A 26,885-nucleotide genomic window follows, 5' to 3' on the forward strand; every position below is an offset into this window, starting at 1 on the left:
TTAACGGCCGGGCGGGCGATGGGCGTCCACCAGGACGCTCGAGATCGACATCTGCGGCACCCGTTCCGGCCATTCGTCATCTGGCCCGAACCAGCGCGCCTCGGCGATCTCGCTGGTATCGACCCGGATCTCGCCCTCGAGGTAGTCGGCCGTGAAGGCCAGCATCAGCGAATGCGGGAACGGCCACGACTGGCTGGCGAAGTAGCGCAGATTGTGCACGCGCAGGCCCACCTCTTCGAACACCTCGCGGTGGATCGCTTCCTCGATCGACTCGCCCGCTTCCAGGAAACCGGCCAGCGGCACGAAGCGCTGTGTCGCATGCTGCAGGTGCTTGGCCAGCAGCACCGAGTCACCCTTGTGGATCAGCACCATCATGGCCGGCGAGATGCGCGGATAGGCCATATGGCCGCAATTGACGCACTTGAAGCAGCGCTCGCCGACGGCCAGCACGGTGCCGCTGCCGCACACGCCGCAGAAGCGGTGGGTGCGCGCCCACTCGGCCACTTGCGCCGCGCGTCCCGCGACGCCCACCAGCGCCTCGTCGATCACCCCGAACAGCGCGCGCAGGCCGCGCCAGGCATGGCCCGACGGCAGCGCGGGTTCCAGGTCGAACCAGCCGGCCTGGCAATAGCGCCCGTCCAGCAAGCCCAGCGGCTGCAGCGTGGCGGGCGCCACCCCCATGCGCTCCAGCGCCGCCGCGTCCGGCAATGCCGGCCCGTCTTCGCGCACCAGGAGCTGTCCCTTATGGAAAATGAAGTTCAAGGGTTCCGGGTCGGGATGCGGCGCGAACAGCGGCGTGAAGGAGGCGGGAGTCTGGAGCATGGTCGAAAGGATGGTGGCCAGGATCCAATGATGATACCGCCTTTCCCGGCAACGTACAGGCGCCGGCCTGGCGCGGCGGGCCGAATTCGCCGCGTGGCCGCGAACTAATCCTGAACGGTCGCGCTCAAAGAATGGCTGACCACCGCATGCTGCCCGCCGCTTTCATTCCGGCATACGACACCGGCATTCGCCCCCGGTGTTCGACCCACTGACCTGCCGCTGCGCTAACCAGGAGAAGACGATGGACGATACCCCCGTTGTGCTCGGCATAAACCGCCGCCGGCATGCGAGCGTCTGCCTCATGCACGGCTCACACGTGCAATGGGCAATCCAGAAAGAGCGCCTCACGCGCCACAAGCACCACCCGGGAGAACCGGGCGACATGGGCGCGTTCTACCTGCCCCGCCTGTCCGGGCTCGAGCGGCCGCTCGACGTACTGGTCGAATGCCATGCGTCCGGCGGGGTCGCCAACGGGGTTGCCAACGAAATAGCCAGCGAGGAAGCCGGCAGCAACGGCGACAGCACGCTCTCCTTCGCCCGCGGCGCGCGCCGCGCCAGCATTCCGCAGCACCTGGCGCAGGTGGTCGGCGCTTTCCACCCGTCTCCCTTCCGCGAGGCGGCGGTGATGGTCGTAGGGGGCCGGGGTAGCCCGGGGGCGGACGGGCGGCGCGAAGTCGCCTCTTGCCATCGCGTCGACCGCGAGCGCATCGCCTGCATCGGCCGGCAACTGGGCGGGGACGGCGACCGGCATGCGGCCGGGCTCGGCATGTTCTACGCCAGGCTCACCCAGGCGCTGTTCCCGGGCCAGGGCAACGAGGGCAAGGTGGCCGACCTGGCGCCCTACGGCGATCCGCACGCGCTCGGCCTGCCGCACCTCGGGGTCGACGGCATGCAGGTCACCATTCCGCAAGCCTGGCCCGTTCTGCTCGACAACGCCGAGCGTTTCCGCTTCGGCTCGCCCAAGGCCAGTTTCACCGACTGCGCCAACCTGGCGGCGGCCGGCCAGCGCGCCTTCGAAGAAGCGCTGCTGGCGCTGGCCCACTGGCTGCACGGGCGCACCGGCCTGGACGACCTGTGCCTCACCGGCGGCGCCGCCCTCAATGGCGCGGCCAATGCGCGCCTGCTGCGCGAAGGCCCGTTCCGGCGCGTGTTCGTGCCGCCGGCGCCGGGCGCGGCCGGCGCCGCCCTCGGCTGCGCCATCCACGGCCTGCTCGAACTGGCCGGCCGCAGCGTCGACTTTCGCTGGACCCACGACTATCTCGGTCCGGCGCCCCAGCTGGCCGACATCGAGGCGGCGCTCGATGGTGCGAGCGACCTGATCGTCGAGCATCCGCGCGGGCGCGACGCCCTGTGCGCGCGCATGCTCGACCTGCTCTGTTCGGGGCGGGTCGTCGCCCTGTACCAGGGCCGCAGCGAATTCGGCCCGCGCGGGCTGGGCCACCGCAGCATCCTGGCCGATCCGCGCCGCGAACGCATGCGCGACTGGATCAATGTGCGCGTCAAGGAACGCGAGTGGTTCCGCCCCTTCTCCCCCATGGTGGCCGAAGAGCGCGCATCCCAGTACTTCGACCTGGGGGCGCCATCGCCCTTCATGCAGTTCGCGTTCCCGGTGCGCAGCAGCGTGATGCCGCTGCTGGCGGCGGTCACCCACGTCGACGGCAGCGCGCGCCTGCAAACGGTCGGGCCCAGCGACGATCCGGTGCTGCGCGCCCTGCTGGCCGGCTTCGAAGTGCGTACCGGGGTGCCGGTGCTGCTCAACGCCTCCTTGAGCGACAGGCATGAGCCCTTGGTCGAGACGCCGCAAGAGGCCGTCGCCATCTTCCGGCGCCTGCCCCTGCACGGCCTGGCCATGCCGCCCTACCTCGTCATGAAGCGCCACGAACCCGGGCTGCCGGCATGATCCGCGGCTACCAGGTGCTGGCGGCCTGCCACCTCGACCGCCACTGGCAAGACCTTCCTTCGCGCGAGCGGCATGGGCCGGCGTAGGTAGCGTAACAAGATGGAACATCGGCGAACGACAAGAATTCGCGACGATGAAAAACGATAGTGAGAGGAGAAAACCATGCTCCGGCGACCTTTGCTGCATCGTCTCCCGGTCCAGTCTGTCGTGGTGTTCCGCGCGCTGCATCTTGGCGACATGCTGTGCGCGGTTCCGGCCCTGCGCGCCCTGCGCACCGCCTTGCCCAAGGCCCGGATTGCCCTGGTCGGCCTGCCCTGGGCGGCGCAGTTCGTCCACCGTTTCAGCGCCTACCTCGATGAATTCCTGCCGTTTCCAGGCCATCCCCTGCTGCCCGAGCAAACCGTGCACCACGACGACCTGCCCCCGTTCTATGCCACGGTGTGCGCGCGCGAATTCACCCTGGCGGTGCAGCTGCACGGCAGCGGCGACATCGCGAACCACATCGTTTCCGGTTTCGGAGCTGCCGCGATGGCGGGCCACTCCCGCGGCAAGCCCCTGGCCACCGAAAAGACCGTCCTCGTCCCCTACCCGGAGACGGGCGCCGAGCCGGAACGCCTGCTGCACCTGGTTGGCCAGCTCGGGGCGCCGGTGGCCGGCACGCACCTGGAGTTCCCGATCCTGCGCGAAGACGAGGACGAGCTTGCCGCCAGCGGACTGGCGGAGGGGCTCGAGCCGGGCACCTATATCTGCGTGCACCCGGGAGCGCGCCAGCGCGACACCTGCTGGCCGCCGGAACGCTTCGCCAGGGTGGCCGACCGGCTTGCCGACGAATTCGGCATGCGCATCGTCCTGACCGAATCGGCAGACGAGGCGCCGCTCGCGCAGGCGGTCGCCGATCGCATGCATGCGCCCGCCATCATCGCGGCCGCCCCGATCTCGATCGGCGCCATGGCGGCCCTGATGAGCCGCGCGCGCCTGCTGATCTGCAACGACACCGGGGTGTCGCACATCGCGGCCGGGCTGGGGCTGAACAGCGTGGTCATCTTCAGCAAGGCCGACATCGCCCGCTGGGCGCCGCTCGACCGCCTGCGTCACCGCTGCATCTGGGATCCCGGGGCCGAGCGCGCCACCGTCGTGCTGCAGCACGCGCGCACCTTGCTCACGGGCGCCGAACCCAGCAGGCAACGGGCAGCGGGGATGTGGCCTTACTGGTGAGCGACCGCGGCCCGCGTCCGCGAGAAACCGCCGCCGCCATCGGCTGGCCACCGCGACTGTTCATCGATAATGGTGAACAGGCTATGAACCGGTGATGTACAGCTAGCCATTACTACGCACCGGGTTTCCAAGGTATGTTGCCACCGCTATAGGGATTTCCACGCAGTCCAGCACGCCCGCGACAAAGCCGGCGTCAGCGGAGTCCCTCCTTTGTCGAGAAACACGTGCGAAACGTCACGGATGTCACAAAGCGTTGTATCCGCATCCTAAATCTCACCAATTCCCACGCGGCAAACTATTTTTTCGTCCAGAATACCTGGATCAATTCGACATCCTTATCGTCATGGACAAACTGTCATCACTGGTCGGCCGCCACTCGTTCAATGCCCGCATCTTCTACAACGGGACGTTTTGCGATGCCAATCAATTCACGGAAGACGGCGTATCCGGCCAGTTGCACGTGGTGCGGGCCGGCCCCGTGGATTTCTTCCATGACGACGGGACCGTGACCCGCATCACCGAGCCGACCCTGCTGTTCTATCCCCGTGGCGCCAGCCACCGGCTGCAGGTGCGTCCGGGCCACAGCGCCGACCTGCTGTGCGCACACATCGTGTTCCAGGACGGGATGAGCAATCCACTGGCGCGCATCCTGCCGCAATGCCTGGTATTGCCGCTGAGCGAGATCGCCGGACTGCACTCCACGCTCGACCTGCTCTTCGAAGAGGCCGCCCGCAGCGAACCGGGACGCGAAGTGATCCTGGACCGCCTGTGCGACGTCCTTCTGATCCAGGTCATCCGTCGCGAGTTCGACAGTGGCAGGCTGTCGGTGGGCTTGCTGGCCGGGCTGTCCGACCGCCAGTTGTCGCTGGCGCTGGCCGCCATCCACGAGCGTCCGCACGAACCCTGGAGCCTGCAGTCGCTGGCCCAGGTCGCCTGCATGTCGCGCGCCGCCTTCACCGAACGCTTCCGCGACGTAATGGGCATCCCGCCGGGCGAATACCTCACCCGCTGGCGCATCGGCGTCGGCAGCCGCCTGCTGCGCCAGGGCATGCCGGTCAAGCAGGTCAGCAGCCGCACCGGCTATACCAGCCCCTCCACGTTCACCCGCGCCTTCACCACGATGATGGGCGCCTCGCCGCGCGAGTGGCTCAAGCAGGCGGCCAACTAATAAAAAACGCAGACGATCCTTGCGGATGCGTCTGCGTCGAACTACTACGAGGCGGCCGTCGAGGCCGCCATCTTGCTTACTTCAGCAGGCGGGTACGGCACGCCACCATCGCGATCACCAGCGACAGGCCGCCGACGTAGGCGATGGCTGCCTGCATACCGACGAAGTGGGCGACGGCGCCGATTGCCGGCGGACCCATCAGGCTACCGCTATAGGCCATGCTGGCCACTGCCGCCAGGGCAGCCGGGCCTTGCGCACCGGCGGCGCTGAACACGAACGGGAACACCAGGGCCAGGCCGACGCCGGCGATCGCGAAGCCGCCCAGGGCGACGTAGGCGTTCGGCGCCAGCACCGCGAAGAACAGGCCCGATGCCGCGACCAGCGCGCCCAGGGTCACCAGGCGCTTGGCGCCGTAGCGTTCCTTCATCTTGTCGCCGACCATGCGCGACATCAGCATCATCAGCGAGAACGACGACAGTGCCAGCGGCGCCAGGCCGTCCGACGCACCGAAATGCTCTTTCAGGAACACGCCGCTCCAGTCGGCGATGCTGCCTTCGGCCATCGAGCCGAAGAAGCCCAGCAGACCCAGAAGGACCAGCGGACCGCGCGGCAGTGCGAACTTCTTCTTCTCGACCTTCTCACCAACTTCATCCGCTTCCAGCAGGTTGACGGCGAGCCACAGCACCACGGCCAGCGGACCGGCCAGCATCAGGAAGTGGGTGGCGGGGGCGATCTTCATGCTGGCCATCAGGCTGCCGAGGGTGGCGCCGACCAGGCCGCCGGCACAGCACAGGCCGTGCAAGCGCGACATTTCCGACTTGCCACTCTCTTTTTCGCGGCGGGCGGCGGCCGAGTTCATGGCGACGTCGAAGGTGCTGGCCGTGATGCCCAGCATCAGGACCGCCATCATCAGGCGCGACACGTCCGGCGCCATGCCGATCGACACCAGCACGCACAGCAGGGCCAGGCCCGCGATCATGATGGTCTTGCGCGCGCCGAAGCGGGCCATCAGGAAGGACGAAATCGGGTACGAGATCACGGCGCCGAGGCCGCCGCACAGCAGCACCATCGACAGCGCCGCGTGCGAGACGTTGACGCCGGCGGCCAGGGCCGGGATGCGGCCGGCCCACGAACCCATGATCAGACCGAACAGGGCAAACACGACCGGCAGCGAAAACAGCTGGGCTTGTACGAGTACGAAAGAAGAACGACGTGGAACAGAAACAGTGGTTTGCATGGAAGCGGCGAATTGTTAAATTTCTTGAGGTGTAAAGTAATTGCTAGAGTGCTTTTTACAGTCCGGACGCGTCTGAAATATTTACGTCAGGAATCTGATGGACGGCAATTCTAAACACCTTTTTTCGCTTTTCTTTTCCGTGCGGAAAAATATTTCGCGCCGTTGTATTGCGCTGACGCAAATATGACAACTTACTTGCTGGACACATACGAATTCATGTCAGCTCAGCATGATTTGCGGAGGGAGAAGTTGGAATTTAGCGGCAGATGTAACCATTTATTGCTGAGGCTGCCGGACACTGCACCGATTCGCCAAATTGCTGCGAAGCAGCATTTTCGTCCAAAAGTAGTCTGTTCTTTGGGCAAAGTGACATGCCATCGGATCAAGTCAGGCGCCGCAGAGACCAGGCCATGTTCATGATTTCCCATTACTTTTCATTTGCCTGCGCCAGCCACGAAACCATTTCCTCAATTGTTAAATCCACTCGCACCGATGACACCGATCGATAACGGCGCCCAGAAAAAAAAAGGGCCGCCCTCAGGCGGCCCAAACAGGGAGCAATCTTACTTTGCCAGGTGTTTCTTCAGTTCGGTGCCGGCCTGCAGCACTTGCGAACGGACGCCCGGCACGGTGGCCAGCGGGTTGAGCAGGCCGAAGTCGTGGATCATGCCGTTGTAGCGGGTGACGGTCACGTCGACGCCGGCCTGATCCAGCTTGCGGCCATAAGCTTCGCCTTCGTCACGCAGCACGTCGTTTTCGGCGACCTGGATCAGCGCCGGCGGCAGGCCCTTCAGTTGCGGCAGGGTGGCTTGCAGCGGCGAGGCATAGATTTCCTTGCGCTTGGCGGCATCCTTCGTATAGCTGTCCCAGAACCACTTCATCATATTGCGGCTCAAGAAGTGACCATCCGCAAACTGCTTGTACGAACCGGTCTCGAAGTTGGCATCGGTCACCGGCCACATCAGCACCTGGTAGCGCAGTTTCGGTCCGCCCTTGTCCTTGGCCATCAGGGTCAGCGCGGCCGCCATATTGCCGCCGACGCTATTACCCGCTACCGCCAGGCGGCTGCCGTCGATATTCAGTTCCTTGCCATGCTCCGCCACCCACTTGGTCGCGGCATAGATCTCGTCGATCGCCACGCCGTAGCCGGCTTCCGGCGAGCGGGTATAGTCGACGAACACCGCCACCGCACCCGAGCTCTCGACCACGTCGCGCACCAGGCGCTCGTGGGTCGGATAGTCGCCCAGCACCCAGCCGCCACCGTGGACGAACATGAAGGCGGGAAGCACACCCTTGACGCCGGCCGGACGCACGATCTTCAGCTTGATCTGCTTGCCGTCGACGGTGATCACCTTGTCCGAGACGTCGGCCGCCGGCAGGTTGACCTTGACGCTTTTTTGCGCGCCTTCCAGCACCTTGCGGGCGTCCGCCGGCGACAGTTGCTCGATCGGCTTGCCGCCGCCGGAGTTGAGCGCCTTCAGGAATTCGGCGGTACGACGTTCCACGGTGGGCTGGATGTCGGCGGCTGCGGCGGCGCCATAGGTCAGGGCCAGGGAGGCGGCGACGAGGGCTTTGCTCAAGGTGTTCATGGTGCTTCCTTTCTTGTTGGGTTCGATTGGATCGGGCGGGGGCCGTCTGCCACATTAGCAGCGCGCCGCGGGCCTTGATTGCATAAACGGATCATTCAGTGGTGGCGGTAGACTAGTGATTATATTCACGATTAAATCGCACACTACCTATTCATTCTGGCTACTTGCGTATTCACATGGTTCCGTGTCCCCCGGTTGCCCGGGGGAGCGGTACATCACACCAATTGCAGGGTCACGTCGATGTTGCCGCGGGTCGCGTTCGAGTAAGGGCAGACGATGTGGGCGCGGTCGACCAGGGTTTGCGCTTCATCGGCCGGCACGCCTGGCAGGCTGATCTTCAGGGTGACTTCGATGCCGAAGCCGGTCGGGATCGCGCCGATGCCGACGGTGCCTTCCACCGACACGTCCGGCGAGATTTTCAGCTTGTCGCGGGCGGCGACGAATTTCATGGCGCCCAGGAAGCAGGCCGAGTAGCCGGCCGCGAACAGCTGTTCCGGGTTCGTGCCTTCCAGGCCAGCGCCGCCCAGTTCTTTCGGGGTGGTCAATTTCACGTCCAGCACGCCGTCCGAGGAAACGGCGCGGCCTTCGCGGCCACCCGAGGCTTTGGCGCTTGCACGGTACAGGACTTGTTCGATTGCCATGATGAGACTCCTTGTCTTGGTCGGCGGCACTTACCGCCTGTTTTCATTAAATCGCTATTTAATAGCGCACTATTTAAATGGTTTGCTGCCTTGGCCCGCCGACCCGTTTATCTGTCCGTTCGGCGCTGCCATGGAAAGCATGTTACATAGCTCGCGATTTAATTGCAAACGATTTTGTTTGCCGATGTGTTACCAGATGTAACTGAGTGCCCGCATGGGGCTCACAGCAATCTGACGGATTCCCTGACAATCAGGCTCAGTTGCGGTACCTCGCCTTCCGGCTGCTCGTGCGCCAGCATCGCCAGCATGCGGCGTCCGATGCCGATCCCGGCGTCGTACAGCGGCTGGCGCACCGTGGTCAACGGAGGCGTCGTATACATCGAGCTTTCCAGGTCGTCGAAGCCGACCAGGGAGATGTCTTCAGGCACCCGGATATTGCGCCGGTACAGGGCCAGCCGTGCGCCATATGCCGTCAGGTCGTTGGCCGCGAAGATCGCGGTGAAGCGCAGGTTGGCGGCCAGCAGCCCGTTCAGCGCCAGCAAGCCGCCGGACTCGCTGAAGTCGCCCGCCACCACCAGCCGCGGATCGGCCTCGATCCGGTGCTTGGCCAGGGTGTCGTGATAGCCGGCCAGGCGCGCGCGCGCATCGCGGTGGTCGTCCGGGCCGGTGATATGGGCGATGCGGCGATGGCCTTGCGCGATCAGGTATTCGACCGCCTCGCAGGCGCCGCGGTAGTTGTCGAGGCAAAAGCCGTGGGTGCGTGCGCCCTGGACGTCGCGTCCGAAGGCGACGATCGGCACCCGCTTCGAGAAATCGAGGATCTGCTGGTCGCTCATATTGCCGGTCAGGATGGCCACGCCGTCGACGCGGCGCCCGATCAGGAGTTCGACCCGCTCGGCTTCTTCGTCGGCATGCCAGTGCCCGCTCATGATCAGCAGCGCATAGCCGGCCGCCTTCATCGCATCCTCGATGCCGACCATGGCGCGGTTGAAGTAGCCGCTCTCGAGCGACTGGGTCAGCACGCCGATGGTGCGGGTGCTGCCGATCTTGAGACTTTGCGCCAGACGGTTCGGCCGGTAGTTCAGTTCATCGATGACGCGCTCGATGGTGCGCCGCTTTTCCTCGGACACCTTGGCGGTGCCGTTCAGGAAGCGCGAGACCGTGGCGGGAGAGACGCCGGCAGCGCTGGCGACCTGGTACAGGGTGCTGGTGCTGCTCTCGACGTTTTTCATGAAGCGTTCCGGACCCATTTAAGGCAGATAGTTGCTTGAAGTATATCACCGATACTCACCCGGAAAGGATAGAAAGAGCGACATCATGAAAATCTTTCATAAGACGTCCGTCGTTGAGATGCAACAAACCCGACAAGCGTATTCACAAATTCTAATTGACATTTTTTTACGGACGAAACTACTATGAAACCGTTTTCAGAATTGATGAAATCGATTTCTCATCAATTCATGTGTTAGCGCTCTTAGCGCCTCGATTTACCCCATAAAACAATACTCGGAGACAAGCAATGACCAAGACTACGCCCGCGGGGGCCGCAGTGCGCACCTCGTCGTCCACCCCCATCCGCCTCGCCATCCTGACCCTGCTGGCCGGTATCGGCAGCGCCCAGGCGCAGACCGCGTCCGATCCGGCATCCCCTGCCGCCGCCACGCCGCCCGCCGTCGTCGACAACGGCCAGATCGCCGAGGTGAAGGTCACCGCCACCAAGCGTTCGACCTCGCTGCAGCGCACCCCGATCGCGGTCACCGCGCTCAATGCCGCCACCCTGCAGGACAACCACGTGCAGACCATGCTCGACGTGGTGGCGCTGGTGCCGGGCTTCCAGGCCACGGCCCAGGGCGACCATGGCGTCACCACCATGACCCTGCGCGGCATCGGCAACGACAGCGCCAAGACCGAGTACGCAGATCCTGCGGTTGCGACCTTCGTCGACAACGTCTATTCGCCGCGCGCCGAAGGCGCCACCGCCCTGCTGTTCGATGTCGAGGGCATCGAGGTGCTGCGCGGTCCGCAAGGCACGCTGTGGGGCCGCAACTCCACCGTCGGTGCAGTCAACATCCAGACCGTCAAGCCGGAACTGAACAGCCGCTCGGGCTATGTCGAAGGCGGCATCGGCGACTACAACCGCCTGGGCGCGCGCGGCGCGATCAACATCCCGATCGCCGACAATGCGGCGCTGCGTTTCGCCGTGGTGCACGAGCGCCATGACGGCTACGTCGACTACCAGCGCTTCAAGAACCCGTCGGTCGAGTCGCAGCGCGCCGCCTACCTGGCCTCGGGCGCCGACCCGGCGGCGTTCCGTCCGATCAATCCGAACCAGTTCGTGTCGGGCGGCGACAAGTACAGCGCCCAAGACCAGAGCGCGGCGCGTCTGTCGCTGCTGTGGCAACTGGCGCCCAACCTGCGCTGGGACATCGCCTACGAAAAATTCATCGATCGCGGCACCCCGAGCGCCAACCTGATGCAAGTCCCGCGCGCCGGCGAGAAACACTGGTCGACGCTGTCGGACAGCGCGCCCTGGATCAACCGCGACAGCCACAATGTGCGCAGCCGCCTGAGCTGGGACATCAGCCCCGACATGGCGCTGCAATACGTGGCCGGCTGGTCCAAGTACAGCGGCGACATGCGCTTCGACCAGGATGGCGGCACGGTGGTCCCGACCTCGATCACCACCGGCGGCATCTTCCAGGAACACACCACGGTCGACTCCAACTACCGCAGCTACAGCCACGAGGTGCTGCTGCAATCGACCGGCACCCGCACCATCGACTGGCAGGTGGGCGCCTACTATGGCCACGAGAAGAACGATATCCGCTTCGACATCGCCGGCATGAAAGGCACGCCGGACGGCGCCGTCAACTGGCAGGGTTCCTTCATCCAGCCGGAGCAGACCGTGGACACCTCGGCCGTGTTCGGCCAGGCCACCTGGAACATCAACGACGCCTGGCACCTGACCGGCGGCGTGCGCTACACCCACGACAAGCGCGTCCACATCGGTGGCCGCGGCTATACCTGGGGCTATGATCCAGCCTCGCCGCAGCTGCCGCTCAACCCGCACATCGACCCGCGCGACCCGGCCAACGGCTACGTCGAAGGCGTGCCGAACGACGGCCGCTACAGCGACAACAAGGCCACCGGCCTGGTACGCCTGAACTACGACATCGACCGCAACAATATGGTCTATGCCAGCGTGTCGACGGGCTACAAGTCGGGCGGCGTGCAGGACCGCGGCCTGCCATATCAACCAGAGACCCTGACCAACTACGAGATCGGCTCCAAGAGCACCTTCATGGACGGCGCCCTGCGCATCAACAACGCGTTGTTCTACATGGACTTCAAGGACTTCCAGTTCAATTCGCCGGTCAGCTTTGCTGACGGCAGCCGCGGCCTGGCTATCGAGAACGCCGAGGGCGCCGAGGTGTACGGCCTTGAGACCGAGATCGCGGCCCGCGTTGCCAAGGACGGCCGCCTATCGATCGCGCTGGCGGTGCTCGACACCAAGCTCGGTCGCCTGATCGCCGGTTCCAACGACTACGCGCTGCCACCCTGCACGGTCGATCCGCGCATCTCGAACTGCCTCGAGGTCACCGGCCACAAGCTGCCGCACGCGCCCAAGTTCTCGACCACGGTCCAGTACCAGCACACCTTCTACCTGGCCAACGGCGGCACCATCGTGCCGCGCATCACGGCGCGCTACGAGGATGACGTTCGCCTGAGCGTGTTCGACCTGGGTGAGGAAGACCGCCAGAAGGCCTATGCCAGCGCCGACCTCGGCCTGCGCTATGCGAAAGACAAATGGTGGGTCGACGCCTTCGTACGCAACGTGAGCGACAAGAAGATCAAGACCAGCGCCTTCAACGGCTTCGGTCCGTGGCTGGCGCAGTACAAGCCGCCACGCACCGTCGGCATCAACACCGGCTTCGATTTCTAAGCCGCAGCACGGCAGGCCCGTTCACCGGGCCTGCTTTTTTGTTTTTCACGTGGATTTGTTCCAGATTCGAGAGTTCCATGACCAAGAGCCCCAACTTCGACTTCAACAACGACTTCCCATCCGACTTCACCTGGGGCGTGGCCACCAGTTCCTTCCAGATCGAAGGCGCCCACGACGTCGACGGCAAGGGCCCGTCGATCTGGGACACCTTCTGCAAGGACAAGGCGAACATCAAGGATGGCAGCGACGGCACCGTCGCCTGCGACCACTACCACCGCTACCGCGAAGACGTCGAGATCATGGCCTCGCTGGGGGTGGACGCCTACCGCTTCTCGATGGCCTGGGCCCGCGTCCAGCCGGACGGCAAGGGCGCCTGGAACGAGGCAGGCTTCGGCTTCTACGACCGCCTGCTCGACGAGCTGCTCGACAGGGGCATCCGCCCGCACGCCACGCTGTACCACTGGGACCTGCCGCAAGGCTTGCAGGACGACGGCGGCTGGATGAATCGCGACACCGCGCACCGCTTCGCCGACTACGCGCATGAAGTGGCGCGCCGCTTCGGCAACCGCATCGAGGCGATCGCCACCCATAACGAACCCTGGTGCACGGCCAACCTCGGCTACGGCAACGCCCAGTTCGCGCCGGGCGTGGTCGACCTGAAGCAGTCGATCCAGGTCTCGCACCACCTGCTGCTGTCGCACGGCCTGGCCATGCGCGCCATGCGCGAGGTGGGCGGCGCGGCGCAACTCGGCATCGTGCTCAATCAGTGGACCGCCGATCCCGCCACCGGTTCCGAGGCCGATCGCGCCATGGCCGAATTCGAGTATGCGCGCTCGGTGCAGTGGTTCATGGACCCGATCTTCAAGGGCCACTATCCGGAACTCGCCCTGCGCGGCCATGGCGCCAACGCGCCGCAGGTTCGCGACGGCGACTTCGACATCATCAAGCAAAAGATCGACTTCCTCGGCTCGAACTATTATTTCCGCAGCTGGTGCAGCGCCGCCACCCCGCCGGTGCCGCCGCCGGCACGCCACGGCGTGACCGACATGGGCTGGGAGATCTTCCCCGAAGGCCTGCCCGAACTGCTTATTAAATTAAAAGCTGAATACCCCGACCTGCCGCCGGTGTACATTACCGAGAACGGCATGGCCAATCCCGACCTGGTCGAGAACGGCCGTGTCCACGATCCGGCACGCATCGCCTACGTGCGCAGCCACCTGGCCGCACTCAAGGAGGCGATGGATGCCGGCGTCGACGTGCGCGGCTACTTCCTCTGGAGCCTGCTCGACAACTTCGAGTGGAATTCGGGCTACGCCAAGCGCTTCGGCATCGTGCACGTGGATTATGCGACCCAGCAGCGCACCCTGAAGGACAGCGCGCTGTGGTATCGCGAATTCATTGCGGCCCGTAACAGGGCAAACCGCATCAAGACTTGATCGCCACAAAAAAGAGCGACAAGGAGGAGACATGCAAACGAACACCTACCCCGACGGCCCGCGCCTGCTGGCCGACATCGGTGGCACCAACGCGCGCTTCGCGCTCGAGCTGGCGCCGGGCGCCATCCGGGCCGTGCAAACGCTGGCCTGCGCCGACCATGCCCGCTTCGAAGACGCGGTGCGCTTCTACCTCGCGGGCGCCAATGCGAAGGTTAGCCACGCAGTGATCGCGATCGCCAATCCGGTGGACGGCGACGCCATTCGCATGACGAACCACCACTGGGCGTTCTCGATCGAGGCGGCGCGCCGTGCGCTGGGCCTGGAGACGCTGCTGGTGGTGAACGATTTCACGGCGCTGGCCATGTCGCTGCCGGCACTGCGGCCGGGCGACCTGGCGCAGATCGGCGGTGGTACGGCGCTTTCAGGCAGCACCATCGGCCTGGTCGGCGCCGGCACCGGCCTCGGTGTCTCGGGGCTGGTCCCGAGCGGTGAGCGCTGGATTCCCCTCAATAGCGAGGGTGGTCACGTCGCCTTTTCCCCGCTCGACGAGCGCGAGGTGACCGTGCTGCGCCATGCCTGGCAGCGCTACGACCACGTCTCGGCCGAGCGCTTTGTCTCCGGCCCCGGCCTGGTGCTGATCCGCGAGGCGCTGGCCATGAGCCGCGGCATGGCGCCGGACAAGGACCTGTCGCCGTCCGACATCGTGACGCGCGGCCTGTCCGGCGGCGACGCCCTGTCGCTGGAAGCGATCGACTGCTTCTGCGGCATGCTGGGCACGGTGGCGGCCAACCTGGCGGTGACCCTCGGCACGCGCGGCGGCATCTATATCGGCGGCGGCGTCGTGCCGCGCCTGGGCGCCTATTTCGTCGCCTCGCCGTTCCGACCGCGCTTCGAGCGCAAGGGCCGCTTCAGCGAATTCACCGCGCGCATCCCCACCTGGCTGATCACGGCGCCCTATCCGGCCCTGCAGGGCGCCTCGGCGATCCTGTCGGACCACCTGGCCTGGATCCATGCAACAGCGCCACGCACGAGCACGAGCACGGAGGCCGCCCATGCGTAAGATCGCCTCGCCGCTGCTATGGGTTCCGACCGGCTACTTCACGATGGCGCTCGGCTACGTGATGCTCACCAGCGTCACCGCCATCATGTTCAAGAACCTGGGCATGGACAACGGCCGCGCCGCCCAGTATTCGAGCCTGCTGATCCTGGCCTACACCGTCAAGCCGCTGTTCGCGCCCTTCGTCGAAATGTACCGCACCAAGAAGTTCTTCGTGCTGTGCGCGCAGGTGGCGATCGGCGCCGGCTTCGCCGGGGTCGCGCTGCTGATGGAGCTGCCCGGCTACATGACCTTTTTGATGGCGATCTTCTTCGCCCTGTCGTTCATCGGCGCGACGCAGGACATCGCCAGCGACGGCGTCTACGTCACCTCGCTCGACGCCCGCGCGCAATCGCTGTACTGCGGCATCCAGAGCCTGTCCTGGAATATCGGCCCGATCGTGGCCGCCGGCGGCATGGTGTACCTCTCCGGCTACCTGCACACGCACGTCTTCGGCCACGATCCCACCGTGTTCGGACCGGACTGGATCGACGCCTGGCGCATCATCTTCCTGCTGGTCGGCGGCCTGACCCTGTTGATGGCGCTGTGGCACTGGCGCACCATGCCGCAAGGCGCGCGTGCGGCCGACACGCCATCCTCGGTGAAAGACGCCGGCCGCATCCTGCTCGACGCCTTCGTCACCCTGTTCCAGAAGCGCGGCGTGTGGCGCATGATCGCCTTTGCCTTCCTGTTCCGCTTCAGCGTGGGCCTGCTGGAAAAGATCGGCCCCTTCTTCATGGTCGATCCCGCCTCGAAGGGCGGCCTGGGCCTGTCGAACGAAATGCTGGGCCTGATCTACGGCACCTACGGCCTGGCCGCAGTGCTGGTCGGCTCGCTGCTCGGCGGGCTATATGTCGCCAAACGCGGCCTGAAGGCGACGCTGTTCGTGCTGTGCTGCGCGATCAACATCCCGAACGTGGCCTTCCTGGTGCTGGCGCTCACCATGCCATCGAGCCTGGTACTGATCACGCTCGGCGTCGCGATCGAAAAATTCTTCTTCGGCTTCGGCGCCGTCGGCTTCATGATCTACCTGATGCAGCAGCTCGCGCCGGGCAAGTACACCACCACCCACTATGCCTTCGGCACCGGCCTGATGGGCCTGTGCGGCATGGTCACCGGCGTGATCAGCGGCCACCTGCAAGAGATGATGGGTTACGTCGGCTACTTCGTGCTGGTGATGGTCGCCACGATTCCCTCCTTCCTGGCCACCTGGTTCGCGCCGTTCTACCACGACGACGGCAGCCAGCCGAAGGCGGAGCCGGACCTCGATGCCGAGGGCAAGACGGTGCCGGCATGAAGCGTCATGCCCGGTTTGCTACCTGCCTGCTGCTGTCCGCGGCCGCGGCCACGGCGCAACAAGCTCCACCTTCATCCGCCATGAACACCACCATGTCACTCGACGCCCTGCTGCAGGAAGAACGACAGCTCCAGTTCGACCGCTTCGACAAGGACACCGCCGCCGCCCTCGGCGCCGCGCTGGTCGCGCGGGCCAAGAGCGCCAGCCGGCCGGTGACGCTCGAGATAAAACAAGGCGACACAGTCCTGTTCGCGCATGCGACGCCGGGCGCCTCGCCCGACCACGCCGACTGGATCCGGCGCAAGAACAACCTGGTCAGGCGCACCGGCCACAGCTCCTTCTACACCCACAACGAAGTGCGCCAGGCCGGCGGCGACCATGACAAGTTGCCCGGCCTCGACATGCGCGACTACGCGGCCCACGGCGGCGCCTACCCGATCGTGGTGCGCGGCCGCGGCGCGGTCGGCACGGTCACGGCGTCGGGACTGCCCGGCGCCGACGACCACGCGCTGGTAGTGGCCGCGCTGAAAGACCATCTGCATATCGGAGAACAGCCATGACCCGCACCATCCGCTGGGGCATCCTCGGCACCGGGCGCATCGCCCGCGATTTCGCACAAGGGCTGCGTGCCACGCCCGACGCCGTGCTGGCCGCGGTCGCCTCGCGCAGCAGCGAAGGCGCGCAGGCCTTCGCACAGCAGTTCGACGTGCCCCTGGCGTTCAACAGCTACGAGGAGCTGGCCGCTTCGCCCGAGGTCGACATCGTCTACATCGCCACGCCACACCCGATGCATGCGGCCAACGCCCTGCTCGCCCTGCGCGGCGGCAAGGCGGTGCTGTGCGAGAAGCCGTTCGCGATGAACCGGCGCGAAGCGGGCGAGGTCGTGGCGCTGGCCCGGGCGAAAAGCCTGTTCCTGATGGAGGCGATGTGGACCCGCTTCATGCCGGCCCTGGCCGAAGTCAGGCGCATCATCGCCTCCGGCGAGATCGGCGCCGTGACCCAGCTGCACGCCGACTTCGGCTTTTCGGCCACGCCCGATCCAGCCCACCGCGTCAACGATCCGACCCTGGGCGGCGGCGCCCTGCTCGACCTGGGCATCTATCCGCTGTCGATCGCCTGCGCCCTGCTGGGCCGGGTCGAGACCGTGCAGGCGCAGGCCGTCATGGGCGAGACCGGTGTCGATCTCACCACGGCCTTCACGATGCGCCACGCGGGCGGCACCCTGTCGATCTGCAGCTGCTCGCTGCGGGCGCGCGCGCCGAGCGAGCTGGTGGTGTCCGGCACGCGCGGCAGCGTGCGCATGCACCGCATGTTCCACATGACCGAAAGCGTCACGGTCGACCTGCTGGACGGCCCCTCGCGCACGATCTCCACGCCCTGGCTCGGCAACGGCTACACCCACGAGGCGATCGCCGCCGGCCAGTGCCTGCGCGACGGCCTGCTCGAGCATCCCGACATGACCCACGACGATACGCTGGCGATCATGGACCTGCTCGATACGATCCGCAGGCAGATCGGTCTGCGCTATCCGAGCGACGCCTGAGACCTGGCCAGCAGCGCTTCGAGCTGCTGGATATTGGCCGGCTTGACCAGGTAATGGTCGAAGCCGGCGTCCAGCGCGGCCTGGCGGTCGGCGTCGCTGCCGTAGCCGGTCAGCGCGATCAGGAGCGGCGTGCGTTCTCCCAGCCCCGCGCGGATGCGGCGCGCCAGTTCGCGGCCGTCCATATCGGGCAGGCCGATGTCGAGGATGCAGGCGTCCGGAGGCTCTTCCAGCACGCGCCGCAAGGCCGGCGCCGGGGCATGTTCGACGTCCACCCCGTAACCCTGGGCCTCCAGCAGCAGCGCCAGCGAGGCCGCGGAATCGGCGTTGTCGTCCACCACCAGCACGCTCGATGTGCGCGCGCCGCGCGCACGCCGCGCCGGCGCCGTGGGCGCGGAAGCGGATACGACAGCGGATGCGTCTTCTACGCGCGGCAGTGTCACGGTGAACGTGCTGCCCTGGCCCGGTCCGGCGCTGTCGGCGCGCACGCGCCCACCGTGCAGCTCGACCAGGTTGCGCACCAGCGCCAGCCCCAGGCCCAGCCCGCCCTCGGCCCGATCCGGCGTGCGCCGGGCCTGGGTGAACAGGCCGAAAATGTCCGGCAGCAGGTCGGGGGCGATGCCGATGCCTTCGTCGCGCACCGCCAGTACCGCTTGAGCACCCTCGATCCGCAAGGACACGTGCACATTGCCTTCCTCGGGCGTGTATTTCGCCGCATTGTTGACCAGGTTGGCCAGCACCTGGATCAGGCGCTTGGCGTCGCCCTCGACCAGCACCCCGCTATCAGGCAGCCCGGTACGAAGGCGCTGGCGCCTGGCGTCGAGCAAGGGCTGCACCTGCTCCAGCGCGGCGCCGACCACCTGACGCAGGTCGACCCGCTCGCGCTTCAGTTCGATCATGCCGCGCGTGACGCGCGACACGTCGAGCAGGTCGTCGATCAGGTGCACCATGTGGTCGACCTGGCGCGCGATGATGTCGCTGGTGCGCCGCACCCGGTCGGGATCGCTCGCATACACGCTCCTGAGCAGGCTCGCGGCAGTGCTGATCGGCGCCAGCGGATTTCTCAGCTCATGCGCCAGCATGGCCAGGAATTCGTTCTTGCGCTCGTCCGCCAGGCGCAGCGCCTGCAGCGCCTCGTTGCGTTCGCGCTCGGCCATGCCGCGGATCCGGTCCTGGCGGTACAGCTGGTAGGCGAAGCGCCACACCACGGCGATCAGGATCACCAGCAAGCCCCACACGAACAGCCAGATCATGGTGGTCAGGTCGATGGCCGGGTCGGCCGTGCGCACCGCGGCGGTGGCGACCATGCCCAGCGCGATCGGGGCCAGCACCAGCGGCACGATCAGCCGGCGCAACGTGCGGCTGCTGGGCGTGGAACTGGCCAGCGCCACCATCATGCCCCGGTCCGGACGCAGCGCCAGCACTCCGGTGGCGGCCAGCATGAAGGCCAGCGCGGTGCGCAGCGAGGTGCCGCGTCCCGGCAGCAGCTGGTACAGGATGGTGTCTTCGGCGGCGAAGCCGGCGATGGTCAATAGCGCGAACAGCAGCACGCTGGCGGCCAGCGCCTGGGCGATGCCGACCGTGCGCCGCACGCCCACCAGGGCCAGGCTGGCGCCGAGCACGACGAGCAGGCCGGCGGTCAGCGGCGCCGGCAGGCTCCATGCGTTGGACGCGCCGCCCAGGCCGAACGACAGCGGCGCCGGCGCCCATCCCGAGAGACGCATCGCCGCGCTACCCACCCCGATCGCCACGGCCAGCAGGGCCGACACGCGACCGGCGCGTGCGATCGGACGCACCGGGTGCAATTGCAGCAGCACGCTGGCGGCGGCGCACACGAAACCGGCCGCGGTCACCGGGTACATCTGCGGGCTGCCGCTCGCCGCGCCGATCAGCGATGCCGAATGCAGGCCCCAGCCCGCGAGCGTGACGATCGCAAGCAGCAGGCAGGCGAGTGCGGCGCCTGCTGCAACGGGAGGCAGGGAGAAAGAAGTCCTCATGGGCTGGTGAATGGTTGCATACCCGCCCATGCTACCAGCCGCGACTTTTCAGGAGGGCACGGGTGCCCAGGAGCAAACCGTCAGGGCTGCGCCGCGCTCCCGTACCAGCCATATTCCCAGCGCCACGGCATGTCGTTCTCGCCCAATGCCAGGCGCGCGATCTCGGGGAAGATGCGCTCGGCGCGCACGTCGTTGGACAGCATCACGAGGCAGCGCCGGCGCGCCTCGAGGCAGATCGCCATATTCCCGGTGCTGTCGTTGTGCCCGCCCTTGAACCATCCGGCGCCGCTGCGATCCTGGAAGGTAACCACGCCCAGGCCGGCGGCCAGCCCCGGTACCGGCGTACCGGGCCGCGACACCAGGGTCGGGAACTGGCCGGCGCTCAGGATCGGCAGTTGCGGGCGCACCATCTCGGCACGCAACGCCGGGCTCAAGCCGTCGCCGCGCACGAGCGCCGCCCACATGCGGGCCTGGTCGGCGATCGTGGTGTCCATCGAGCCGGCGGCGGTGACGGCGCTGCGCTGGTCGTGCGGCTCCATCTTGCCCTCCATGGTGTAGCCGTCGGCCAGGTTGGCGGCGAAGTCCGGCCGCCAGCGCATCGCGGTATTGGGCATGCCGAGGCGGTCGAACACGCGCACCTGCATCTCGCGGTCGGCATCGAGCCCCAGGCCCTGCTCGACGATCAGCTGCAGGATGTACATGCCTTCGGCCGAATAGGCATAGCGCGCGCCGGGGTCGAAGTGAAAGCGCAGCTTCTCGTCCGGCTCGAGCCAGCGGAAGTTGGCGAAGCCGCCGGCATGCGTGAGCAGGATGCGCGGCGTGAGCTGGCGCCAGCGTTCATCCAGCGCCAGGTCGCTGAAATCCCGGCGCTCGCCAAGCCGGTAGTCGGGCAAGGGCCTGGGCAGCAGCCGCGTGAGCGGGGCGTCGAGATCGAGCCGACCTTCGCTCGCCAGCTGCAGCAGCATGTAGGCAAAGGCGGTCTTGGTCAGCGAAGCGCCGTACATGACGGTGTCTGGCTGCAGCGGCAGGTCGCGCTCCAGATTGCGCTTGCCGTAGGCTGCGACCTTGACCACCTGGCCCTCGTCGATCACCGCCAGCGCCAGCCCCACCACCTTCGCGCGCGCCATCAGGGCCTCGACGTCGCGGTCCGAGAAGCCCGGGTCGGGCCCGCTCGGCGCGCTCGAACAGCTGACCAGGAACAGCGACACGACTGCCACCAACAGCGCTTTCATCGGCTTCTCCTTGGCTGAATTCCCGTATCGGCGACGGGGCAACCAAGTGTAGCGCCAGTATCGGCGCCGGACAATCGTCCGGATCAGAAGGCGTGGCGCAGCCCGAGCGTGGCGCCTTTCAGGGTGGCGCCGGGCGCCGCGCCCAGGCTGTTGATCGCGAAGTCGTAGCCGCCGTTCGCCTCGTTGTCGAGGTGGGTGACGTAGGCATGCAGGGCGGTGCGCTTCGACAGCGTGTACTCGTAGCCGAGCGTGACGTGGGTGGCGCCGGTGTCCGCGCCGCCACGGATGAAGCCGACCCGGTTGCCGTCGGCGCCCTTGCCGTCTCCGGCGCGTGCCAGCCCGAGGCGCAGGCCGTGCGCGCCGAGTTGGTGGGTGACCGAGACATACCAGGCGTTGCGATCCAGGCCGCCCGCAGGCGTCTCGTACTCGAGGCGTTCGGCCAGCAGCGCCACCCGGGTATCGCCAAAGCGCCGCGCCACCGCCAGCTTGGTGCCGCTGTCGCGCAATCCCGGCCCCTGGTATTCGTGGTGCCGCTCGTGGGCCAGCGTCGCATACCACGGCCCCTGATCATAGACCGCAGCGACCGACGTCAGGGATGGCTTGGCGCCACTGGACGGGCGTTCTTCCGCCAGGCCGTGCGTCAGGCGCAGGCCGATACCCTTCCAGGGCCGGCTCCAGTAATGGATGGAGTTGGCCTGGCGCCGGTCGAAGGAAGACAGATTGTTCACGTTGTCGACCGCTGCCCCGGCGCCGTTGCCGATGATGCTCATATAACCGGCGGTAGTCGGGTAGAAGGGGTCGAGGCCCGACGTCGCGCCGTTGTAGGCGGTAACCCAGTGACCGGCGAACAGCGTGCCGAAGCCACCATCGAGGCCGACCCGGGTATCGCGGCGCGCGAGCTCACCCGCGCCGGTATCGAGCGAGAGCGTGCCCTCGACCTGGAAGATGGCGCTGACCCCGCCGCCCAGGTCTTCGCTGCCGCGAAAACCCAGCACCGAGCGGTTGTTCGATACCCGTTGCTGGCTCAGGCGCGGGCCGTCGGCAGTGGCGGACGCCTTCACGTATTCGACCGAGGCGTTCAGGCGGCCGTAGAGCTGGACCTGGGTCTGCGCCTGGGCGCTGGCGGCGCAGGCCGCCAGCATCAGCGCGCTACGACATAAACACTTGCTCATCAACATCCTCCTTGCCAGAATTGTCGATGAAGGATGCTGCCTCGGCTATCCCTGATCGTGGGGATGACGCCCCCCCAAAAAGTGGTGGCGCAACGCCGCATGACGGCGCGAAGCGAGCCAGGAGGCCAGCGGTCGCACGCGCGTCGTCACACCTGGAACAGACGTCAGTTGGATCGGCACAACGTTATGCTGCAAATGCACGAAATCGGGTACGCGAGTACCCACCAACTATTGTCGATCGACTATTATTCGTTGGATATGTGACACGATTTTTGTCCACACTCATATTCTCTCTATCGGTTGAAATATTCCTTCATGCCCTCCAAAGTCGACACCGGCCACGCGCACTCACTTCCTGGTACACACAGCGATGCGCTTTTATCTCGAACCGGCAACCTGACGTCCGGGCTACCCTTCCTCGTGTTCTGGGCGGTCTTCGCCTGGATTTTCTATCTCACGGACAGGATCTCTCCCGCCTATTTCGGCATCGGCGTCGACAACTTCTGGTTTGATGGGGACATTCCGCGCTATATCTGCCAGTCGGTCGATGCACTTGCGAACGACCACTGGCGCAACAAGGTCCATCCACTATTTTCATTGCTGGTCTGGCCACTCCCCAATTTCCTGCATGAGTTGGGAGTCGACCTCATTCTGGCCATGCGCATGCAAATCGCGCTGGTCTGTGCAATCGGCATGCTGTTCCTGTATCTGGGTGTGCGGGCGCTGGGGATGCCGGTCGTGCTGGCGGTCATGCTCGTTGCGGTCGCGTCCACCAGCGCCTCGGTCATGACCTGGTTCACGGTCGCCGAAAGCTATCCATATACCTTTGCCGCCCTGACGCTGATGTTCTACATGCTGGCGCGCAGTACGACGCAGCCATCGCTTACCTGGCACTGGGCGGCCGGTATCGGTCTGGCGTTCGCGGTCACGATCTCGAACATCGCACTGGCCGTCCTGATTGCCATTCAGGCGATCAAGCCGCGGCGCGTCGTATGGGCAGTCCTGCTGGCGGTGGCCATGGTCGCCGTGCTGGTGGTGGCCCAGCGCCTGGTCTTTCCCTCCTCCGGCATCTTCTTCCTTCCAACGGCGCTCCAGGGCGAATCCGAGTTCATGCGCGAGCTGACGCCGGCCCGAGCGCGCGAAGTGCTGACGATCGTATTGGGCGGCAGTTTCATTTTTCCGCAGGTGCGAGAAGTCGCCAGCGGCAGCGAACGCGCGCTGACGGTGCAGCATGCGTCGATGCAGTTCGACGCCATCCCGACGTTGGGACTGATCCTGCTCGGTATCCTGTATGTGCAGGGATTCTATTTGCTCGCACGCCGATTGAAGGGTGCATTACGCACGATCCCTTCCGGGGATGGCCCGTCGCTGCGCGAGCCGGCCGCCCTGCTTGCGGTTCCGGTACTGGGCGGCCTCGCCTTCCTGCTGGCCCTGCACTCCGTGTATGGAAAAGAGACCTTCCTCTACTCGGGCAGTTTCCTGCCTCTGCTCATGATGGTCATCTGCGTGGCGCTGGGCGCCTCCTGGGTGCGCCGATACCGCCTGGCCATCCCCATCCTTGCCTGCCTGCTGGCGGTGAATGTGCTGCACAACACCGCGGCGTTCGAGCGCGCAGTCACGCAGTTGCACGACGCAGCCAGAAAACCGCTGACGCAAAAGATGCTGGACCGCAATACCTGTGCGTTCGTCAAGCGCAACCTGCTGGATTGACCACCCGGCGCTGGCCCGGCATTCGATGTGCCGGGCCAGCGCCGGCCACTCCCCGGGCGATGCGGCGAAACACATCCTGGCTCACTGCATCGGTCACGAAGCCGGCTATTGTCAGGCAATCAGATGCGCCGCCAGCAAGCTCGCGACGATCAGCAGCACGGTGATGCGGCTGCCCTGGTCGCGGATCGTAAACACGAGTGGATCGTCATGCATTTCGCCACGACTGGTCTTGATCCACATGCGGGCCTGCCAGTAAACGAGTCCCAATGCAGACAGCCAGAGCAACTCCGGCGAACCATAGCGGGCCACCGTCTCCGGCGCCGAAATGAACAGGCCGAACACCACTACCGCCGCCACCGAGGTGGCGCAGCCGAATGGCCACAGGACCACGAGGTCGGCGATACGGTAATCACGCCCGTGGGCTGCGTGCAGGTTCAATTTCTGCATCGAGACCAGTTCCGAGCAGCGCTTGACCAGGGCCAGCCCCAGGAAGACAAACACCGAGAACGCTAGCAGCCATGAGCTGACCGCACGGTCGAGCGCCACCGCTCCAGCGACGATGCGCAGGGTGTACAGGACGGACAACATGATCACATCGATCAAGACATAGCGCTTGAGCGACCAGCTGTAGGCGCTGGTCAACACCAGGTACAGCGCCAGCATGCCCGCGAAGCTGGCCGAGACCAGCGCCGCCATGACGAAAGCGCTGAGCAGCAGCAACGCAGCGACGCCGAGTCCCTGGGCGATGCCGATACTGGCTGCGGCGAATGGCCGTTTGCACTTGCGCGGATGGGCGCGGTCGCTGTCAAGGTCCCACAGATCGTTGACCAGGTAGGTCGCCGAAGCGGCCAGGCAGAACGATCCGATTGCAAGAATCATCGGCACCATCCACCCGGATTCGAGAAAAACGAAGCCGGTCAACAGCGGCGCCAGCAGCAGCAGGTTCTTTGCCCACTGATGCACCCGCAGAGCCTTGAGCCAGGTGACCAGTCCGCGCTGGCTGGCGACGAATTCGCGTTCGACGGCGTGTTTATTCCGGACCCGCTTGCCGACACTGGCAGGTACGCCGACGAGGATGACCCCCTGTGCCGCCGCCCAGATCGGCAAGTCGGCGCTGCAGTCACCGGCATACACGAAGCCTTGCGGATAATGTTGCTGGAGCGCCGCAAGCTTCAGCTTGCCTTTCAGGTTGACCCGGTCGGTCGTCGCCAGCACGGCATCGAAGATCCCCAGCCGTGCGGCGACGGCGTCGGCGATGCTGTGATGCGCGGCCGTGGCCAGCACCAGCGTCCGTCCCCGCGCCTTTTCGGCGACCAGGAAGTCCACGACGTCCTGTCGCAATGGTAGAGAAGACACCCGCGGTTGGACGTAATGGGCGATCCGCGACTTCATCACTGCCCGCCCACGCATCAACCAGAACGGCAGCAGGAGCACCATCAACGGGAACCGCTTGATAAGCATGATCACGGATTCGAACAGCGTGTCAGTCGGCGTGAGCGTCCCGTCCAGATCGACGACGAGCGGAAGATCACTGGTGCGGCAAGACGGCCCATCCTCATTAGAGAAATTGACGTGCGGCTTCATATTGAGTTGGGCGGAGGTCATGAAAGTATTAAAAATCAAACAATTAACATTATGCATGTTCAACAAATCTTGATTTTTCTTTTTTTGAAGCTAAGCATATTTAACAACAGGTTTCCCTCAGGAAAATGATCCGATTTCGAGCCCGACGGGCACGGCGCCAAAGGCGCGGTACGAACCGGTGGCGGTGGCGCGACATCCACGACAAACGCCGGCGCTCGAGACCGCCAGCTTGTGCCAGAATTCGGGGTCGACGATGCGCGAGAATGCTGCACTGCACCCGGAGTTATACGAAGTAAATTCAAAATAACTGAAGAAACGCGTTGTAGTCAGGTAGTCAACTACGGTAGAGTGTCGCCTTCCGAGAAGACTTTCCATGAGGCGGCGCATGCCAGACCCTAGCCCGACTACGCCCCCCGGATTGTTGCTTGCGACGGACCTGAGCGCCCGCTGCGACCGGCCCCTGGAACGCGCCAAGCAGCTGGCCGACGAATTTTCAATACCGCTGGTGGTCCTGACGGTGCACGACGCACCGCAGGCGCCCGGCGACGTACTCCAATGGCTCGACGGCGACGCCGGCCGCGCACACCAGGAACGCGCGGCGCGCGAGGAGTTCGCGCGCGAGTTCGCCGGCTCGTCCCTGCAGGTCGCCCAGCGTTTCGCCACCGGCCCGGCCCCCGCCGCCATCCTCGACAGCGCGGCCACCCTGCCCGGCGCCATCGTGGTCGCCGGCGCCTCGCAGCACGACAGCCTGGGCGACCTGCTGCTCGGATCGACCGTCGAGAAACTGGCGCGCGGCCTGGCGCAGCCGCTGCTGGTGGTGCGCCAGCGCGTGCGCGGCCCCTACCGCCGCATCATGGTCGCCACCGACTTCACGCCGGCCGCCGCCCTGGCCCTGGAAACCGCGGCCCGCCTGTTCCCCGGGCGCCGGATCACCGTGTTCCATGCGCATGACGCCGACACCCTGGCGCCGGATGCGCCACCGCACGCGGAGCTGATCCGCTTCCTGGACGGCTGCGCGCTGCCGCCCGGCGCGCGTGAATTGGTCGACCCGGTAATCGGCGAAGGCGAACCCGCCTCCCAGCTTGCGCGCCATGTAGTGGATAATAGTATCGATCTGGTCGTGCTCGGCCTGCATGAAGAATCGGCGCTGATGCGCCTCCTGACCGGTAGCCGCAGTGAATACCTGCTGCAGGCAGTCGTGTGCGACACGCTGCTTGTACGTCCCCCTGTGCGCCCTGGAGAAGATGATGAGAATGAGAAAACCTAAAATCGCACTGCGCCTCTGCGCGCGCCGCTATATGTCGCA

The 26,885-nt window shown here is 65.7% G+C and carries 20 protein-coding genes; 11 read left to right on the forward strand and 9 right to left on the reverse strand.

What is annotated here, in order from left to right; all coding sequences use genetic code 11:
* Nucleotides 1–822: an NAD(+) diphosphatase gene (gene nudC, locus FVD38_RS03245; protein WP_147933503.1), complete on the reverse strand. Its 822-nt coding sequence runs from the start codon at nt 820–822 to the stop codon at nt 1–3.
* A 241-nt stretch (nt 823–1,063) separates the two neighbouring features.
* On the opposite strand from nudC, the gene FVD38_RS03250 reads away from it, so the two are divergent.
* The 3 genes from FVD38_RS03250 (at nt 1,064) to FVD38_RS03260 (ending at nt 5,105) form a co-directional block, all read left to right on the forward strand.
* A complete protein-coding gene (locus tag FVD38_RS03250) occupies nt 1,064–2,722 on the forward strand; it encodes a carbamoyltransferase C-terminal domain-containing protein (protein WP_147933504.1) in 1,659 nt (552 codons plus the stop codon).
* A 162-nt stretch (nt 2,723–2,884) separates the two neighbouring features.
* Entirely contained in the window at nt 2,885–3,937 is a 1,053-nt protein-coding gene (locus tag FVD38_RS03255; protein ID WP_147933505.1) for a glycosyltransferase family 9 protein, read from the forward strand.
* Between the two features lie 343 nt (nt 3,938–4,280).
* Entirely contained in the window at nt 4,281–5,105 is an 825-nt protein-coding gene (locus FVD38_RS03260; RefSeq protein WP_147933506.1) for an AraC family transcriptional regulator, read from the forward strand.
* A 76-nt stretch (nt 5,106–5,181) separates the two neighbouring features.
* Here the strand turns inward: FVD38_RS03260 and FVD38_RS03265 are convergent, their stop codons facing one another.
* From FVD38_RS03265 to FVD38_RS03280, 4 genes are all read right to left on the reverse strand, one after another.
* On the reverse strand, nt 5,182–6,342 hold the full coding sequence (locus FVD38_RS03265) for an MFS transporter (RefSeq protein ID WP_147933507.1): 1,161 nt from the start codon (nt 6,340–6,342) through the stop codon (nt 5,182–5,184).
* 563 nt (nt 6,343–6,905) lie between these two features.
* Nucleotides 6,906–7,931 carry an alpha/beta hydrolase gene (locus FVD38_RS03270; protein WP_147933508.1) on the reverse strand — a complete coding sequence of 342 codons (1,026 nt, stop codon included), beginning with the start codon at nt 7,929–7,931 and terminating at the stop codon, nt 6,906–6,908.
* 215 nt (nt 7,932–8,146) lie between these two features.
* Entirely contained in the window at nt 8,147–8,572 is a 426-nt protein-coding gene (locus FVD38_RS03275) for an organic hydroperoxide resistance protein (protein WP_147933509.1), read from the reverse strand.
* 221 nt (nt 8,573–8,793) lie between these two features.
* Entirely contained in the window at nt 8,794–9,804 is a 1,011-nt protein-coding gene (locus tag FVD38_RS03280; protein WP_229493383.1) for a LacI family DNA-binding transcriptional regulator, read from the reverse strand.
* Nucleotides 9,805–10,091: 287 nt separating this feature from the next.
* On the opposite strand from FVD38_RS03280, the gene FVD38_RS03285 reads away from it, so the two are divergent.
* The 6 genes from FVD38_RS03285 to FVD38_RS03310 all read left to right on the forward strand — a co-directional run bounded on the left by FVD38_RS03285 (nt 10,092) and on the right by FVD38_RS03310 (nt 17,887).
* Entirely contained in the window at nt 10,092–12,515 is a 2,424-nt protein-coding gene (locus tag FVD38_RS03285; protein WP_147933511.1) for a TonB-dependent receptor, read from the forward strand.
* 77 nt (nt 12,516–12,592) lie between these two features.
* Entirely contained in the window at nt 12,593–13,951 is a 1,359-nt protein-coding gene (locus tag FVD38_RS03290) for a GH1 family beta-glucosidase (protein ID WP_147933512.1), read from the forward strand.
* Between the two features lie 31 nt (nt 13,952–13,982).
* Nucleotides 13,983–15,011 carry a glucokinase gene (locus tag FVD38_RS03295; protein WP_147933513.1) on the forward strand — a complete coding sequence of 343 codons (1,029 nt, stop codon included), beginning with the start codon at nt 13,983–13,985 and terminating at the stop codon, nt 15,009–15,011.
* Nucleotides 15,004–16,344: an MFS transporter gene (locus FVD38_RS03300; RefSeq protein ID WP_147933514.1), complete on the forward strand. Its 1,341-nt coding sequence runs from the start codon at nt 15,004–15,006 to the stop codon at nt 16,342–16,344. Before FVD38_RS03295 ends, FVD38_RS03300 begins: the two co-directional genes overlap by 8 nt.
* The gene (locus FVD38_RS03305; RefSeq protein ID WP_147933515.1) at nt 16,341–16,904 is read left to right on the forward strand and encodes a heme-degrading domain-containing protein; all 564 of its coding nucleotides are present in this window, start codon (nt 16,341–16,343) and stop codon (nt 16,902–16,904) included. The genes FVD38_RS03300 and FVD38_RS03305 overlap by 4 nt, the downstream gene beginning before the upstream one ends.
* On the forward strand, nt 16,901–17,887 hold the full coding sequence (locus FVD38_RS03310; protein WP_147933516.1) for a Gfo/Idh/MocA family protein: 987 nt from the start codon (nt 16,901–16,903) through the stop codon (nt 17,885–17,887). The genes FVD38_RS03305 and FVD38_RS03310 overlap by 4 nt, the downstream gene beginning before the upstream one ends.
* Here FVD38_RS03310 and FVD38_RS03315 read toward each other — a convergent pair.
* The 3 genes from FVD38_RS03315 to FVD38_RS03325 form a co-directional block, all read right to left on the reverse strand.
* Nucleotides 17,869–19,881 carry a hybrid sensor histidine kinase/response regulator gene (locus FVD38_RS03315; protein WP_147933517.1) on the reverse strand — a complete coding sequence of 671 codons (2,013 nt, stop codon included), beginning with the start codon at nt 19,879–19,881 and terminating at the stop codon, nt 17,869–17,871. The genes FVD38_RS03310 and FVD38_RS03315 overlap by 19 nt on opposite strands.
* 80 nt (nt 19,882–19,961) lie before the next feature.
* Nucleotides 19,962–21,113: a serine hydrolase domain-containing protein gene (locus tag FVD38_RS03320; protein WP_147933518.1), complete on the reverse strand. Its 1,152-nt coding sequence runs from the start codon at nt 21,111–21,113 to the stop codon at nt 19,962–19,964.
* An 83-nt stretch (nt 21,114–21,196) separates the two neighbouring features.
* Nucleotides 21,197–22,285, reverse strand: a complete 1,089-nt coding sequence (locus tag FVD38_RS03325; RefSeq protein ID WP_147933519.1) for a porin — start codon at nt 22,283–22,285, stop codon at nt 21,197–21,199.
* A gap of 315 nt (nt 22,286–22,600) precedes the next feature.
* Here FVD38_RS03325 and FVD38_RS03330 point away from each other — a divergent pair, with 315 nt between their 5' ends.
* The gene (locus FVD38_RS03330; protein WP_147933520.1) at nt 22,601–23,995 is read left to right on the forward strand and encodes a hypothetical protein; all 1,395 of its coding nucleotides are present in this window, start codon (nt 22,601–22,603) and stop codon (nt 23,993–23,995) included.
* A gap of 111 nt (nt 23,996–24,106) precedes the next feature.
* Here the strand turns inward: FVD38_RS03330 and FVD38_RS03335 are convergent, their stop codons facing one another.
* Nucleotides 24,107–25,600, reverse strand: coding sequence for a UbiA family prenyltransferase (locus tag FVD38_RS03335; RefSeq protein WP_308616405.1), 1,494 nt, complete (start codon nt 25,598–25,600; stop codon nt 24,107–24,109).
* A 364-nt stretch (nt 25,601–25,964) separates the two neighbouring features.
* Here FVD38_RS03335 and FVD38_RS03340 point away from each other — a divergent pair, with 364 nt between their 5' ends.
* Nucleotides 25,965–26,846, forward strand: coding sequence for a universal stress protein (locus FVD38_RS03340; protein ID WP_187271466.1), 882 nt, complete (start codon nt 25,965–25,967; stop codon nt 26,844–26,846).
* Nucleotides 26,847–26,885: the final 39 nt, after the last annotated feature.

Origin of the sequence: Massilia arenae, assembly GCF_008014745.1 — a bacterium.
GTDB lineage: Bacteria > Pseudomonadota > Gammaproteobacteria > Burkholderiales > Burkholderiaceae_D > Telluria > Telluria arenae.